The sequence below is a fragment of the Pseudovibrio sp. FO-BEG1 genome (assembly GCF_000236645.1).
Lineage (GTDB): Bacteria > Pseudomonadota > Alphaproteobacteria > Rhizobiales > Stappiaceae > Pseudovibrio.
This window is the reverse complement of record NC_016642.1, coordinates 1,725,080-1,738,651: the sequence shown is the minus strand read 5'-3', so window position 1 is coordinate 1,738,651 and position 13,572 is coordinate 1,725,080. Positions and strand designations below refer to the sequence as shown.

16 protein-coding genes are annotated in these 13,572 nt (G+C 53.6%); 10 read left to right on the top strand and 6 right to left on the bottom strand.

Going from position 1 to position 13,572, the window contains the following annotated elements; all coding sequences use genetic code 11:
• Positions 1 to 130: 130 nt before the first annotated feature.
• Positions 131 to 943 (bottom strand): enoyl-ACP reductase FabI, encoded by an 813-nt coding sequence (gene fabI, locus PSE_RS07965; RefSeq protein ID WP_008549566.1) that lies wholly within the window; start codon positions 941 to 943, stop codon positions 131 to 133.
• 174 nt (positions 944 to 1,117) lie between these two features.
• On the opposite strand from fabI, the gene PSE_RS07960 reads away from it, so the two are divergent.
• Complete coding sequence (locus tag PSE_RS07960) at positions 1,118 to 2,530, top strand: FAD-binding oxidoreductase (RefSeq protein WP_014284386.1); 1,413 nt, start codon at positions 1,118 to 1,120, stop codon at positions 2,528 to 2,530.
• Positions 2,531 to 2,535: 5 nt separating this feature from the next.
• Here PSE_RS07960 and fabG read toward each other — a convergent pair whose 3' ends face one another.
• Entirely contained in the window at positions 2,536 to 3,306 is a 771-nt protein-coding gene (fabG, locus tag PSE_RS07955; RefSeq protein WP_014284385.1) for a 3-oxoacyl-ACP reductase FabG, read from the bottom strand.
• A gap of 50 nt (positions 3,307 to 3,356) precedes the next feature.
• Positions 3,357 to 4,124 (bottom strand): SOS response-associated peptidase, encoded by a 768-nt coding sequence (locus PSE_RS07950; protein ID WP_041768144.1) that lies wholly within the window; start codon positions 4,122 to 4,124, stop codon positions 3,357 to 3,359.
• 86 nt (positions 4,125 to 4,210) lie between these two features.
• Between PSE_RS07950 and PSE_RS07945 the strand changes: the two genes are divergently transcribed.
• The 4 genes from PSE_RS07945 to PSE_RS07930 all read left to right on the top strand — a co-directional run bounded on the left by PSE_RS07945 (position 4,211) and on the right by PSE_RS07930 (position 6,333).
• Entirely contained in the window at positions 4,211 to 4,720 is a 510-nt protein-coding gene (locus tag PSE_RS07945) for a hypothetical protein (protein WP_014284383.1), read from the top strand.
• Entirely contained in the window at positions 4,717 to 5,130 is a 414-nt protein-coding gene (locus PSE_RS07940) for an NUDIX hydrolase (RefSeq protein WP_014284382.1), read from the top strand. The genes PSE_RS07945 and PSE_RS07940 overlap by 4 nt, the downstream gene beginning before the upstream one ends.
• A gap of 184 nt (positions 5,131 to 5,314) precedes the next feature.
• The gene (locus PSE_RS07935) at positions 5,315 to 5,794 is read left to right on the top strand and encodes a TIGR02301 family protein (RefSeq protein ID WP_014284381.1); all 480 of its coding nucleotides are present in this window, start codon (positions 5,315 to 5,317) and stop codon (positions 5,792 to 5,794) included.
• A 263-nt stretch (positions 5,795 to 6,057) separates the two neighbouring features.
• Entirely contained in the window at positions 6,058 to 6,333 is a 276-nt protein-coding gene (locus tag PSE_RS07930; RefSeq protein ID WP_014284380.1) for a hypothetical protein, read from the top strand.
• 65 nt (positions 6,334 to 6,398) lie between these two features.
• Here PSE_RS07930 and PSE_RS07925 read toward each other — a convergent pair whose 3' ends face one another.
• The gene (locus tag PSE_RS07925; protein WP_208998115.1) at positions 6,399 to 7,031 is read right to left on the bottom strand and encodes a LysE family translocator; all 633 of its coding nucleotides are present in this window, start codon (positions 7,029 to 7,031) and stop codon (positions 6,399 to 6,401) included.
• Between the two features lie 171 nt (positions 7,032 to 7,202).
• Between PSE_RS07925 and PSE_RS07920 the strand changes: the two genes are divergently transcribed.
• Positions 7,203 to 7,868 (top strand): hypothetical protein, encoded by a 666-nt coding sequence (locus PSE_RS07920; RefSeq protein WP_208998114.1) that lies wholly within the window; start codon positions 7,203 to 7,205, stop codon positions 7,866 to 7,868.
• A 69-nt stretch (positions 7,869 to 7,937) separates the two neighbouring features.
• Here PSE_RS07920 and PSE_RS07915 read toward each other — a convergent pair whose 3' ends face one another.
• Together PSE_RS07915 and PSE_RS07910 are read right to left on the bottom strand one after the other, a co-directional pair.
• Positions 7,938 to 8,678 carry a class I SAM-dependent methyltransferase gene (locus PSE_RS07915; RefSeq protein WP_014284377.1) on the bottom strand — a complete coding sequence of 247 codons (741 nt, stop codon included), beginning with the start codon at positions 8,676 to 8,678 and terminating at the stop codon, positions 7,938 to 7,940.
• A gap of 27 nt (positions 8,679 to 8,705) precedes the next feature.
• Positions 8,706 to 9,968: a DUF3419 family protein gene (locus tag PSE_RS07910; RefSeq protein WP_041768918.1), complete on the bottom strand. Its 1,263-nt coding sequence runs from the start codon at positions 9,966 to 9,968 to the stop codon at positions 8,706 to 8,708.
• A gap of 323 nt (positions 9,969 to 10,291) precedes the next feature.
• On the opposite strand from PSE_RS07910, the gene PSE_RS07905 reads away from it, so the two are divergent.
• The 4 genes from PSE_RS07905 to PSE_RS07890 are packed head-to-tail and all read left to right on the top strand — an operon-like array spanning position 10,292 to position 13,396.
• Positions 10,292 to 11,134: a folate-binding protein YgfZ gene (locus PSE_RS07905; protein ID WP_008549780.1), complete on the top strand. Its 843-nt coding sequence runs from the start codon at positions 10,292 to 10,294 to the stop codon at positions 11,132 to 11,134.
• A gap of 50 nt (positions 11,135 to 11,184) precedes the next feature.
• Positions 11,185 to 11,826, top strand: coding sequence for a YfbR-like 5'-deoxynucleotidase (locus PSE_RS07900; RefSeq protein WP_041768143.1), 642 nt, complete (start codon positions 11,185 to 11,187; stop codon positions 11,824 to 11,826).
• Positions 11,826 to 12,350 carry a tyrosine phosphatase family protein gene (locus PSE_RS07895; protein WP_014284374.1) on the top strand — a complete coding sequence of 175 codons (525 nt, stop codon included), beginning with the start codon at positions 11,826 to 11,828 and terminating at the stop codon, positions 12,348 to 12,350. The genes PSE_RS07900 and PSE_RS07895 overlap by 1 nt, the downstream gene beginning before the upstream one ends.
• Positions 12,351 to 12,370: 20 nt before the next feature.
• Positions 12,371 to 13,396, top strand: coding sequence for an NAD regulator (locus PSE_RS07890; protein WP_083841621.1), 1,026 nt, complete (start codon positions 12,371 to 12,373; stop codon positions 13,394 to 13,396).
• The last annotated feature ends 176 nt before the right edge of the window (positions 13,397 to 13,572 follow it).

The window sequence follows — 13,572 nt, the reverse complement described above, 5'->3', positions numbered from 1 at the left end:
CATTCCTCATTGAGAGACAACAGTTATGCACACATTCTTGATTTAAGTCATACGTGGCTTTACCGGCTCCCTGAACGCAAAAAAAGCGCCCCGAAGAGCGCCTTTTCTCAAACTGATAAGCCTGAATTGCTTAGACGACAGAGATGTCCGGAGCGTCAACAGCCTTCATGCCGATCACGTGGTAGCCGCTGTCAACGTGGTGGGTTTCACCGGTGACGGAGCGGGACAGATCGGATGTGAGGTAGAGCGCAGAGTTTCCGACATCATCGATGGAGACGGTTTCACGCAGTGGTGCGTTGTACTCGTTCCATTTGAGGATGTAGCGGAAGTCGCCGATACCAGCTGCTGCCAGTGTTTTGATTGGGCCAGCAGAGATCGCGTTGACGCGGATCTTCTTTGGACCAAGATCAACTGCGAGGTACTTCACGCTTGCTTCCAATGCAGCCTTTGCAACGCCCATGACGTTGTAATTTGGCATAACCTTCTCAGCACCGTAGTAGGTGAGAGTTACAATGGAACCGCCTTCGGTCATCAACTTCTCTGCACGGCGGGCAACGGATGCCAGCGAGTAGCAGGAGATCTGCATTGTCTTTGCAAAGTTGTCTGCACTGGTGTCCAGATAACGACCAGTCAGCTCTTCTTTGTCAGAGAAAGCGATCGCATGAATGACGAAGTCAATCTTGCCCCATTTTTGCTCCAGAACTTCAAATGCTGCATCAATGCTTGCTTCGTTCGTAACGTCGCAATCACCTACAACAAGTGCATCGAGCTTCTCTGCTAATGGTTCAACGCGCTTCTTCAGCGCTTCACCCTGATAGGTGAGTGCGATTTCAGCTCCGGCATCGTGTAGTGCTGTCGCAATACCCCAAGCGATGGACCGATTGTTGGCCAGTCCCATGATGAGACCACGTTTGCCGGCCATCAATCCTTGCGCTTCTGCCATGTTTTTCTCCTGAGTGAATATCACTTTATCTGGCGAACAGATTAAAAATGCTATGGCACACTGTTCATTTGGCTTCAAGCCATCGAAAAAAGTCCAATCAGACATGGACGTGTTCTTGCGCTCCCATTATCTGATAGTGAAAGCCAGATCAACTTCCAACACTGCGACAGAAAAATGACTATTCCAAATTTGGTGAACGCGTTTGAGAGCATTATCGGGGCCGCACATGTGCTTGTCAGCGACAGCGACAAAGCCCCTTTTCTCGTTGAGTGGAGAGACAAGTTCAAAGGGGCCACACCCATGGTGTTGCGGCCCGGTTCCACTGCCGAGGTTGCAGAGTGTGTGAAGCTTGCGGCACAGCATAACCTGAAGGTGGTTCCGCAGGGAGGAAACACCGGTTTGGTGGGGGGCCAAATCCCCAATCCAAATGGCAGTGAAATCGTGCTATCCCTTTCTAGATTAAATAAAATTCGCCACATCGACCCTGAAGGGTATACGATGGTTGTAGATGCAGGGATCACATTACAAGCCATCCATGATGCGGCTGAAAAACATGATCGTTTGTTTCCTTTGACCCTCGCTTCACAGGGCTCCTGTGAGATCGGCGGCAACATTGCAACCAACGCCGGCGGCACCGCTGTACTGTCTTACGGGAACACCCGTGACCTTGTTCTTGGGCTGGAAGTTGTGCTCGCAAATGGTGAGGTCTGGGAGGGACTTCGGACCCTTCGCAAAGACAATACTGGTTACGATTTGAAACAAATATTTATCGGCTCAGAGGGCACTTTGGGGATCATTACGGGTGCCAGCCTCAAATTATACCCAGCCCCGGCGTCAGTCGAGGTTGCTCTGGTCGCGCTAGATTCGCCTGCGAAGGCCCTCTCCCTGTTTTCATTGGCAAAAAGCCATGCGGGGAACATGCTCACCGGCTTTGAACTGATGCCGCAATCGGGCATGCAGTTTGTGTGTGAGCATATGGAGCAGTCCCGCTATCCGTTCGAGGAGCAGCATCCGTGGTATGTGCTCATCGAGATCTCCGCGGGCACCAAGGACATCGACATTGCCAGCCTGACGGAGACCATCTTCACCGAAGCGTTTGAAGCTGACTTGTTGCGGGATGGGCTGCTGGCGCAGAGCAAAGCACAGGCTGCTGATTTCTGGCGGCTGCGGCATGGTCTGTCAGAAGCGCAGAAGTTTGAAGGTGGTTCCATCAAGCATGACGTCTCCGTTCCTGTCGCGAAAGTGCCGGAGTTTCTGGAAGAAGCGATTGCAGCTGTTAAAGAGGCCGTGCCGGGATGCCGTCCTGTGCCATTCGGGCATATGGGCGATGGCAACATTCACTTTAACATCACGCAGCCAAAGGGAGCCGATAAGGCTGAGTACCTTGCCAAGTGGGATGATGTGAACCGCGTGGTGCATGGCATTGTCGCCAGCTACAACGGCTCCATCTCTGCGGAGCATGGCATCGGCATTTTGAAGCGGGATCTGCTGGCTGAAGTGAAGAGCGCAACTGAGATGAACATGATGCGCTCTATTAAAGCGGCGCTTGACCCAACCAACATGTTCAATCCAGGGCGCGTGCTCTAACAAGATTAGTCAGGTGCTTCCAGTCCTTCCGGGAGCACCTGCCCTCCATCGACGACGATCTGTTGGCCAGTGATGTAGGAGGCTTCATCGCTGGCGAGGAATAGAACTGCGCTTGCCACTTCGCGCGGGGCGCCCAGTCGTCCGAGTGGAACCATCTGGCCCATCTTCTTTAAATAGCTATCTCCGAGATCATCAAGCGCTTCTGTCTTTACATTGCCAGGCAGCACCGCATTTATGGTGATGTTGTGCGGCGCCAGTTCTAACGCGGCGGTGCGCATAAAGCCGAGTTGGCCTGCTTTTGATGCTGCATAATGGGACCAGCCGGGATCACCGGTTACGGGGCCGGTGATGGATGAGGTCAGGATGATGCGTCCCTGCCCTGTCTCCTTCATATGCGGAAGCGCTGCTTTGGTGCAGTAGAATGCGGAGCGCAGGTTGGTGTTTTGCACCAGCTCCCATTGCTCGGGCTCCATTTCCTCAATGCTTTGCTTTGGGAAGATGCCAGCGTTGGCGCAGATGATATCCAGCCCAGCTTGTTTGGTTGTTTCGTCCACGGTGCTTTTGACGGCTTCCCAGTCCGTCACATCGCATTGCAGAAACTGCCCTGCCCCGCCAATCAAGGCGAGCTCCTTCACCGCATTGGCACCAGCTTCCTCTCCGCGAGCGGCGATGGTGACAAAAGCACCGGCGCGGGCGAAGGCCAGAGAGATACCGAGGCCGATCCCTTTGGAGCCGCCGGTGACGATGACAGACTTTCCTTTTAGCGATGCGAGCATCCTCAGTCCCTCCAGATCATTCATGTGAGACTGAGTATGTTGAGCAGAGCCTAAAACAAATCTAACTGGCCGCTGTTTCCTGATGAGCCACCGACAGCCTTTTTCCGAGGCTTTGGTTTGGCGGCTGGTTTGGGTGGCTGTGGTGGGGCAGCGATGACCTCGCGATCCCATAAAGATGGATCGTCATTTGCCACGCTGTTGACGCGCGTGGACACCGGAGTGGCAATCAGGATACCTTCATCCACAGGTTGCAGCAATTTAACTGCGTCTCTGGACATCACAGTTCCGTTACTCAACCAGTCATTGAAATGCTCTTGAGGGATGATTGCGGGCATACGATGATGGATTGGCTTTACTGTATTATTAGCCTCAACCGTGATTACAGCAGCGGTATCAATGTCTCCGCCGTCCGGGTGTGAATAGGTTTCCCACAGGCCAGCGAAGGCTAAAAGGCGGCCATCTGCCGGCGCGATCCAGTAGGGCTGCTTTGCCGCACCTTTGCGTTGCCACTCGTAAAAACCGTTTGCAGGGATCAGACATCTGCGGTGGCGAACGGCGGCACGAAACGAGGGTTTCTCTTCCAAAGTCTCTGCTCTGGCGTTGAGCAAAAGCGTGAAACTTGCGGGGTCTTTGACCCATGAGGGCACAAGGCCCCAACGCGCTAACCCAAAGTGGCGCCCACCATTTTCGTGTTTTACGAGTGCAATTGGCTGAGTCGGTGCTATGTTGTATCTCGGTGGAAAGTTGGGCTGTTCGATGTATTCAAACAACGCTTTGACTTCTTCCGGAGACGCTGACAGGCTATATCTACCACACATGCAGATTACTCTGTTCACATTTTAGTAAAATTGCAACCAATCGAGAGATAGGTTCCGCGCGACAGATAGGAAGCTGGGAGGCTGCAATGGATATGTACTGCGATAAAATTGGCATAGGAGATCTTTCTCCTGAGCTTTTGACGCATGCAAACATCAATCCATCCACGGGCCTTGCAACTGACTATCTCAACCATTTCAATGAAGTGGTCATGCTTCTTGAAATGCTTCCTGACATTCCCGATTGCGCAGAAGATGTTCTGGCATGGGAACCGGCAGACTATATCACACATTTCAGTGCCTCTAAGTTCTCAGAGAAGGAACTGGCTATTCGCGCTTATGGAGCTGTTGAAGAACGGCTGCGCAACGCGCTTGAGAAGTGTATTGCCGAGATTGATCAGGAGGTGATCTCACTTCAAAAGATGCTTGGCTCAGCTGAAGTCACGGGTGAACTGCTGCAAATCGTTCAGGATAAAGCCGTGACCGTCATCAGACCGCTGCTTTCACAGGCAGGGTCTATCATCCATGGTCACTTGCCGGATGAGACAATCAGCACTGAGGAAAGCACTCAAGCGGATGTCGACGCCCTGTTTTCATGAGCAAGAAAATATCTCCGGAATACATCGAGGCAACCAGCGTTGCCTGTGTCCAGAACAATAAAGTGTTGCTCGTTAAGCGAGCTCAATCCCCGTCCAAAGGCCTCTGGAGCTTTCCAGGTGGCAAGGTTATGGCCAGCGAAAGCCTTGAAGAGGCTGCGCTGCGAGAGTTCACAGAAGAGACCTCTCTGGCTGCAACTGACCTGAAAACATGGACGGTGTCCTACCCCTCTCCTGAAGACAGCAAGGTGCAGTATCGCATTCATGTTTTCACCTGCAGTCAGGTGGAAGGTGAAGAGAAGGCGAGCTCTGATGCGTCCGAGCTGGGCTGGTACACTTGGGAAGATTCCATGAACCTGCCATTGGCACCGGGAATGCAGCAGCACATTCTAAACCTTCTAAGATGTAGTTAGAGCTTGCGCGTATTCTTGTCCGAAAACCGAAACCACTTTTCGGGAATACGCTGTCACATCATCCCACCAGCGCTAGTTGCAACAAGGGAAAACAGGAAATCCCCAAGGTTCCATAGTGGACAGAGCGCGGGGAGACCGCCATCCTTACAGAATCTGAAGCAACCAGCCTGCTGTGAGATGTGGCTTGACTGAACTTGCAAAACGTAAAGCCTGGATGCGGTCGTGTGCGGCCCCTGCTCGGTCTCTTGGCCGTGGGGTTTGTGCTGGCCTGATGCTTTTAAGTATTGCCACGGCGCCCAGCGCGTTTGCACAAAGTTCACCACAATCTCCGGGCAAGCCAGCTCAGCCAGAGTTGAAAGAGCCGCCTTATGAGCAGCAGCTCATCCGCCTTTCAGAAATTCTGGGGGCGCTTCATTATTTGCGCCCGCTTTGCGGCCATGACGAAGCTGATGAATGGCGCCAGCGCATGTACTCGTTATTGGGTGCAGAGGTGCAAAACGAGCTGCGTCGCAGGCGGCTTGTTGAGCGGTTTAACCAGAGCTATCGGGGATTCGCCTCGGTCTATCAAACCTGCACTCCAGCGGCGATTGAGGCCTCTCGCAGATTCGCGGACGAAGGTGTAATTATCACCCAAGAAGTCACTGGTAAGTACAGCCGCGATTGATAAAAAAGCCGGTTGCAACCATTTTCCACAGACAATTATTGCGTGTTTTTTGGATAACTCGGCTTTGCCACAAATATTAACCATAACTTACAGAAGCTCTGGACGAGTTTACCAAAACATCAGTGAGTCGGTTGTTCCTGCCGTTTCGCGTGTTAACGTCCGTTTAACAGATAAGGCATGCGACGCTTCATTTGTTTTCGTTTGCCCGTTACATGTAACGGCAAATAACAAGAAGCAGCACATAGAGGGACATGAGAGCCAGCATGATCAAGGACGACGCTATCGCCGGCGAATTCACAGAAGAGATCGATGCATCTGATGCAGACATCCGCCGACTGGCTCTGAGCTTCATTCAGGAAGCTTGGGAGGATGGTCTATCTCACGGCATCGACAGTACAGCTCTTGCGCATGCAGCGCTGTTCTCTGCCATGATGGATCTGGTTTCTCTTTACGGAGAAGAAGCCGTTTCCAAATTTGCGCAGGAACTGCCACAGCGCGTTGAGCGCGGTGACTACTCTTTAGAGCGCCGACTGCACTAATCCAGCTTAGCTGATTTTCAAAGAGCCCCGATTGATCGGGGCTTTTTTGATTCATGAGGCTACGTTTAGCAGAACAGCTCGTAACCGACCTTTGCCAGAATGATCGCGGCGAAAACGAGAAGAACAACGCCCGCACCGTGGTTGATGGCGGAGAGCCAGTTGTCATTCATGCGGTTGCGCAGCTTTGAGACCAGAGCGGACAGGCACGCCCACCACAAGAGCGCTCCACTCAGCACGCCAAGGACAAGCGCAAGCGCGCCGACGTAGTCACCCTTCTCTGGGGCGTGTTCGCCCAATGAGCCAAAGATCGCAATGAAGCCGAGGATGGCGCCGGGATTGGTGACTGTCATGGCGAACGAGACAATCATACCGCGCCATACGGTTGGGCCGCCATCACTGCCGCCTTTCAGGTGCGGATGAGAGCGGAACACGACCACGCCGAAGATGATCAGCAAGAGGCCACCGATGGTCTGGATGTAGAACTCGTGTCTTTCGACAAACTCTGAGATGGCTGTCACACCGAAGGCCGCAGCGGTGGCGAATACGCCATCAGCAAGCACGGCACCGAAGCCAGCAATAAGGCCAGGCAGGAAGCCGTAGTGCACTGCCCTTCTGATCGCCAGCACGTTTACAGGCCCAATCGGCGCGGACGTGATGAGTCCGATGATCATACCCGTAATGAAGAGTTCAATATTCAACGCTTTAATCCAAACTTCCAAACTGCGCAGAAGACCTGTCAGATCTTCCTATAAATTCTCTAAAGGCCCTCTAGCTTGTGCATAGGCATTCTGTCGTTTCTTCCTTGATTCCCTACAAGCCCTTAAACTAGGGGGCAAAACACAAGCCCCTCGTCCGTTTCGGAGCACTTCATGTATTTTCGCCTACTCATCATAGGGTTACTTTGCGCCTCAGCCCCGGCTATGGCTGCAACACAGGCAATCAAAACCGAAACGATTCGCATTCAGCGCCCCAAGGCTGAGCAATTTCCGCTGTTGGACGAAGATTTCAACAGAGATACCAGTCTTGAAGATGCGTTGGACAACGAGTTTGCTGAAGAACCTCCTCTGCCAAAGCTGGAAGTCTTTTATGATGATACAGGATTGCCGGAGGCTGTGAAGGTGACGCGTGCGGCGCTGATCAAGATCGCCCGCAGTGGCGACGTTTCTGCCCTGGCTCCGCTGTTTGCCAAGCAGGAGCAGCCGCCGGAACTGTCGTTTACACCGGTTCGTGATCCGGTCGGCTTTCTGAAAGACAGCTCTGGCGATGGTGAGGGGCATGAGATCCTTGCAATCCTTCTGGACATCGTCACAGCAGGTTACTTGCGACTGAATGAGGGGACAGAGGAAGAAACCTATGTCTGGCCCTATTTTGCCCGGTATCCTTTGCACGACCTGACCCCTTCTCAAAAGGTTGAAATGTACCAAATCGTTACTGCAGCTGATTACTACGAGATGCTGGATTATGGCGCATGGACCTTCTATCGCCTTGGCATCTCCAAGAATGGCGATGTCCGCAGCTTTATTGCCGGAGACTAATGCTGTTGCGATGACTGTTTGATGAAAGCCCATCAGAGGATCTGGTGGGCTTTTTGTTTGCGCGGTTGATTATCCGGCCTTGCGGATTTCGCGGTGGCTTTCGTTTTCCGCTTCCAGCAGGTCCATCTGCTCCGGCTTTTCCATGAAGCGCGTGTAGAAGCTGCTGTCTAGTTCCGCATAGTAGGCATATCCACGATAGAGCGGCAGGAAGCGCAGTTTGGCACGCTGGTCCTGCGCGATATCATGCAGCACGTCTTGCAGGTTTTCACGCGGCAACACGTGGAACTTGCCGAGCCACTTCTCCAACATCAGCTTGAACACGCCGGGCAGACGCTCCTGCTGGCCGAAGTCCACCACTGAGAGCTGGCCGCCTTTTGCAAGAAGCTTGGTGCCGTTGCGCAGGGCTTCCTCCCATGGTGGGATCATGGAGACGCAGTAGGAGAGGAACACGCGATCGAACGTGTCGATGCCGAACTTCTCGAAGGGATCAAAGCTGGTTGCATCCCCTTGTGCCAAATGGATGCGGTGAGACAGATCGGCTTTGTGAATGTTTGCCTCTGCCGTCTTCAGCATTTGCGAGGAGATATCGACGCCGAAGAACTGGCAGGTTGGATAGGCCCGTGCGGCTTCGATGAGGTTGCGCCCAGTGCCACAGCCCAGTTCCAGCACCGTGCTGCCTCGCGGCGCTGAGAGGTGTTTGATGAGATGATCACGGCCAAGAAGGTAATGTTTTCTGGTCAGATCATAAAAATGCCGTTGGTTCTTATAGATTTTATCCATCAGTGAGGCTGAGGACTTTTCGTTCGCCATTTCACTTCCCTCACATGCTTATTCTTGTCAGTTATAGATGTAGAGGTGGAAACCACCGTAGATGGAGGAGCGATCCAGCTTGTTGAGGCGTGCGCTTTCCGCTGCCTCATAGGTCCACTGCCCCAGTATTCCGTCTTGCACCCGGCCCGGCAGAATGCTTGGCTCGCCAGCTGTCCTGAAGATGACGCGTGCGCCTATTCTTGCCGTTCGGGATATTCCTGCCCATAGATCGTTCAGCTGCCTGTCTGTCATCCAGTCCTGCGCATCCAGCAGGACGTAGGCATCAAGGCTGTTTGCATCCTGATTATCCAGATGCTCTGTGAAAGACCGATTAACAACGCGCACGCGGGAGGCTCTTTTACGGATTTCCGGGAAGTGCTGCGGCTTCAGATAGGGCGGCAAAGGGCCTGATGGACCGGTTCCACCCCTGCCTTCTGATGGGGCATAGCCACGGGTGAAGGCTTGCCAGGCGAAGTAGTTCTCTTCCATGGGAAAGTCGCAGGCCAGCTTTTCCAGACGCTGTTTGAGCACTCCGGCCATATTGCCCCCGCCCTCTGCTGCAAGGCTTTCGTACTGTGCAGGTGGGATGCCGAGGCCGTAGAGCGACATCTTCTTGGAGGTTGCCCAGCGGATCAGGCGTTTGTCGAAGAGCGGCGCCAGCGTTTTGTCAAAGTACGACCGTTGCTCTTTTACATTCTGCGTCTCTGCCATCCTGGTTAGATCGACGCCGTAGACCTTCGCGATGAGATGGCCGAGGCCGATGAAGTAGCCGAGCATGCCGTGGTGATAGAGGTCCCGCGAGAAGAGGGTAATCCGCTTGCGGCCCCACGCAGTCATGTCCCTGCCCTCCCAGTAGGCCATGGTTTCGGGATCGATGGCAGGTTTCAGGTACTTCTCATAGGCCGCAATGTTTGCCTTTTCATCTGCTTCACCAAAGAAGCGGTAGAAGGTGGCATAGTCGGGGAACTCCTGAAGAGCAGTGAGCTTCAGGCGGTTGAGAGCCACGTGGGCGCGGTTGAGGTCGACCGCAGTGATCTGCTGCGGATTGGCCGTGAGATAGGACATGACATTGCAGCCGCCCGAAGCGATGGTGACCATTCTGGTGTCGGGCTTCAACTGCAAGGCCTGCATGTCCACCTCCGGATCCTCCCAGATTTGCGGGTAGACCAGCCCCTTAAAAGCAAAAGTGAACAGGCGTTCCAGCACGCCTTCCATGGAGATCAGCTTTGAGCGATGTACTGCACGATCCAAACGTTTCTTTGACTGCCTGATAGTTGATGTCACGTGCATCTCCAGAATCAAGAACTGATATCAATGTGCAGCAAGAGTTAGTTCACGCAGACGACAGTTTTGCGACGTCAAAACATCATGGATATTTACAGAAACCCGCCAGAAATATGGGATTACTGGATTAATCAGATAAACACCTCAAGGCCTTTGGTTTTCTCTTTACCAGCCTTACCATTTCAGAAAACATCGCCACGAACGCGCGCGGAAGAGTGGTCTCATCAAGTGCCGGTTCACCCACAGAAACAATTCTTTTTCCGTGGTGTGAGGCTGGCGGATGGGTTATGAAACACTCTTGTTGTTTTATTCATTGGAAGGACAGGCCCATGGCATCTGAACGCACCATTCTCACTTCGCGTCGGCTCGTGAAGGTTTTTGGCGATGATGCCAAGGAGTTCCTCCAAAATCTCGTCAGCTGTGACGTGAGCGAACTCAGCGCGACCTCCAGTGCATTTGGCGCTTTGCTGACACCGCAGGGCAAGATCCTCTGGGACTTTTTTGTGTTTGCGGATGAGAGCACGGATGGCTTCCTGATTGACGTAAGTGCTGATGAGCTGGATGCGTTTGCCAAGCGCCTCGCCTTCTACAAGCTGCGCGCCAAGGTGACTGTTGAGCCTGCTGATGAAGCGGTTCATGTGGTTGCTGAGTGGGGCGACGATCTGCCTTCAGACAAACCGCAGGATCCGCGCCTTGCAGAGATGGGCCTGCGTTACATCGTGACTGGTGAGGTAGAAGAGACGGCCTCTGAGGCTGATTATCATGCGCACCGGATTGGTCTTGGCATTCCGCAAAGTGGACAGGATTTCCAGCTGGCTGATGTGTTCCCGCATGATACGGACATGGACAGCCTGAATGGTGTCGCCTTCTCCAAGGGCTGCTTTATCGGGCAGGAAGTTGTTTCCCGCATGAAGCACCGTGGTACTGCCCGTAAGCGCGTCATCAAGGTTTCCGCAGACAGTGATCTTCCGGCCACCGGTAGCGATATTCTGGCAGGTGAGAAGAGCGTGGGATCGCTGGGTTCTTCTGCTGGCGGTGCAGGGCTGGCGATGTTGCGTCTGGACCGTGCGAAAGCAGCTATGGACGCGGGTGTGCCGCTGATGTGTGAGGGCGTTACGCTTTCCCCTTCCATTCAGGCGTGGGCAACCTTCAACTGGCCTTCATCTGACTAAGAGATATTGCTAGAAACCTAGATACCTCCGACGACTGGCTTGATTGACATATGTGTGCAGAGCTTTCCTCATCTTCTCCCCGTGCCTGGCAACGGATGCTTTCTGGCCGGAGATTGAATCTCCTCGATCCTTCTCCGCTGGATGTGGAACTCTCTGACATCGCTCATGGCCTCGCGCGTGTGGCACGGTGGAATGGGCAGACGATCGGCGACCATGCCTTCTCCGTTGCGCAGCACTGTGTGGTGGTGGAAGAGATTGCGCTGATGCTGAAGCCTGATCTGGACACTCAGTGGCGCATGGCGATCCTGCTGCATGATGCACCGGAGTATGTAATCGGCGATATGATCTCGCCCTTCAAGAACGTGATGGGTGGCACCTATAAGGCGGTTGAAGAACGCCTGCATCACGCCATTCACCGAGCCTTTGATTTGCCTGCTGATCTGCCAGCCAGCATAGCCAAGCTCGCTAAGAAAGCTGATATCATCAGTGCTTATCTGGAGGCGATCCATCTGGCGGGGTTCAGCAAGGAAGAGGCTGACAAGATTTTCGGAAAGCCTGCCAAAGTGAGCGCCGCACAGCTGGACGTGCTGGCGGAGAGCATCACGCCTTTGCCTACCAAAGATGCGCAGGAGGCTTTTCTTGCGCGGTTTGCTGAGCTGAATGAAGCTCGCAAAGCTGTCGGAGGTCGCTGATGCTGCATGTGTGTCCCCTTTCCAAGCTGGCCGACACATTGCATGTTGCAGCACCGACCCATGTGCTTTCTCTCGTTTCCCCGGGCACCGAGGTGGTTTTGCCGGTTGAGCCAAAGCCAGCACATCATCTGGTTTTGGAGTTCAATGACATTGCAGAGGAACGCGATGGGCTGATTGCTCCTCAGATGGAGCATGTGGAGCGCTTGCTGGCCTTTGCAGAGCAAGCTCAAGCAAATGGTTCCTTACTGGTGCATTGCTGGGCTGGGGTGAGCCGGTCGACAGCTGCGGCCTACATCATCACCTGTGCAGCATTGCCGGAGGCTGATGAGCGCGCACTGGCGCAGCATTTGCGCAAGGTTTCTCCTGTAGCGACACCAAATCCGCTTCTTATCTCATTGGCAGACACTCTTTTGCAGCGAAATGGGCGCATGATACAATCTATCAAAGAGATTGGCCGCGGTGCGGAAACCTTTGAGGGTAACCAGTTCTCCCTTGAACCTGCTGCCCTTGCTGAACTTGCCTAATGAACACGGAGCAGACCTTGATGAGCAATGCGATGGAAACAGGAGATGCAGCCCGATCTGGCGCTGGCATGGAGCCTGTTCAGCTCGGCATTGGTCTGAATGCTGTCATTGTTTCCGTGAAAGACAAAGTGCCGTTTGTTCTGACGATACCACAGAAAGTACAGGACGAACGCTCTGGTTTGCCTTCCGGTCCGTTTGATCCGCGGGTTCACCGCACCTTTGAACTGGGCCTGCGGGCTTTTGTTGAGGAGCAGACGGCTCTTCATATTGGTCACGTTGAGCAGCTTTATACATTTGGGGACCGAGGGCGTTATTCGCTGGCGAAAGCGGGTGAGCCGCATATGGTCTCCGTTGGCTATCTGGCTTTGACACGCCAGACGCCGGAGTCAGAGAAGCTTCTGGCCGCGCAAGGTGCTCGGTGGCGTCCTTGGTATGACTTCTTTCCATGGGAGGACTGGCGCGGTGGGCAGCCGAAGATGCTGGAGGAGATCATTCACCCCAGCATGGAAGCTTTCAGCAAGAGGCCAGATGATGATGCCCGCACCTATCAGGAGCTCAGCCGGAAGGATCGCTATCAACTGGCATTTGGCGTTGGTTCGCTGAAATGGGATGAAGAGCGCGTTCTGGATCGCTATGAGCTGCTTTATGGCTCTGGGCTGATCTATGAAGCCCTGCGTGACAAGCAGCCGACAGCCCTTGAGCGTGGCACCCTGCCCGACCTTGGCGAAGGCCTTGCTCATGATCATCGGCGTATTCTGGCCACTGCCCTTTCCCGTTTGCGTGCCAAACTGAAGTATCGCCCGGTTGTTTTCGAACTGATGCCGCCGGAGTTCACGCTGACTGATTTGCAGCAGACTGTGGAGGCTATTTCCGGTCGGCATTTGCATAAACAGAACTTCCGCCGCCTTGTCGAAACAGGACAACTGGTTGAGCAAACTGGGGGAACTTCAACCGCTACGGGCGGGCGTCCGGCAGCGCTTTACCGGTTCCGACGGGACATTTTGAAGGAGCGCCCTGCTCCAGGTTTGCGGGTCAGCCTACTCTGATTCACATTTTCGCCTTAAATGACGTTACGTTATCTACAATTTTTTTGAATTTTTTCTCGGCAGAATTTCATAGGAAAAACGGAGTTGTGGATTCAACGAGAGGCCTTATGGTTAATCTTGTTAAGATTTTGATTGTGTTGATATCCTACAGCCGCTCCAAGATATCACAGGTGTCA

Bases quoted from the DNA above. Each gene is read 5' to 3' on its own strand.
- fabI (WP_008549566.1), bottom strand. From the start codon at position 943: ATGGCAGAAGCGCAAGGATTGATGGCCGGCAAACGTGGTCTCATCATG.
- PSE_RS07960 (WP_014284386.1), top strand. From the start codon at position 1,118: ATGACTATTCCAAATTTGGTGAACGCGTTTGAGAGCATTATCGGGGCC.
- fabG (WP_014284385.1), bottom strand. From the start codon at position 3,306: ATGCTCGCATCGCTAAAAGGAAAGTCTGTCATCGTCACCGGCGGCTCC.
- PSE_RS07950 (WP_041768144.1), bottom strand. From the start codon at position 4,124: ATGTGTGGTAGATATAGCCTGTCAGCGTCTCCGGAAGAAGTCAAAGCG.
- PSE_RS07945 (WP_014284383.1), top strand. From the start codon at position 4,211: ATGGATATGTACTGCGATAAAATTGGCATAGGAGATCTTTCTCCTGAG.
- PSE_RS07940 (WP_014284382.1), top strand. From the start codon at position 4,717: ATGAGCAAGAAAATATCTCCGGAATACATCGAGGCAACCAGCGTTGCC.
- PSE_RS07930 (WP_014284380.1), top strand. From the start codon at position 6,058: ATGATCAAGGACGACGCTATCGCCGGCGAATTCACAGAAGAGATCGAT.
- PSE_RS07920 (WP_208998114.1), top strand. From the start codon at position 7,203: ATGTATTTTCGCCTACTCATCATAGGGTTACTTTGCGCCTCAGCCCCG.
- PSE_RS07915 (WP_014284377.1), bottom strand. From the start codon at position 8,678: ATGGCGAACGAAAAGTCCTCAGCCTCACTGATGGATAAAATCTATAAG.
- PSE_RS07910 (WP_041768918.1), bottom strand. From the start codon at position 9,968: ATGCACGTGACATCAACTATCAGGCAGTCAAAGAAACGTTTGGATCGT.
- PSE_RS07905 (WP_008549780.1), top strand. From the start codon at position 10,292: ATGGCATCTGAACGCACCATTCTCACTTCGCGTCGGCTCGTGAAGGTT.
- PSE_RS07900 (WP_041768143.1), top strand. From the start codon at position 11,185: ATGTGTGCAGAGCTTTCCTCATCTTCTCCCCGTGCCTGGCAACGGATG.
- PSE_RS07895 (WP_014284374.1), top strand. From the start codon at position 11,826: ATGCTGCATGTGTGTCCCCTTTCCAAGCTGGCCGACACATTGCATGTT.
- PSE_RS07890 (WP_083841621.1), top strand. From the start codon at position 12,371: ATGAGCAATGCGATGGAAACAGGAGATGCAGCCCGATCTGGCGCTGGC.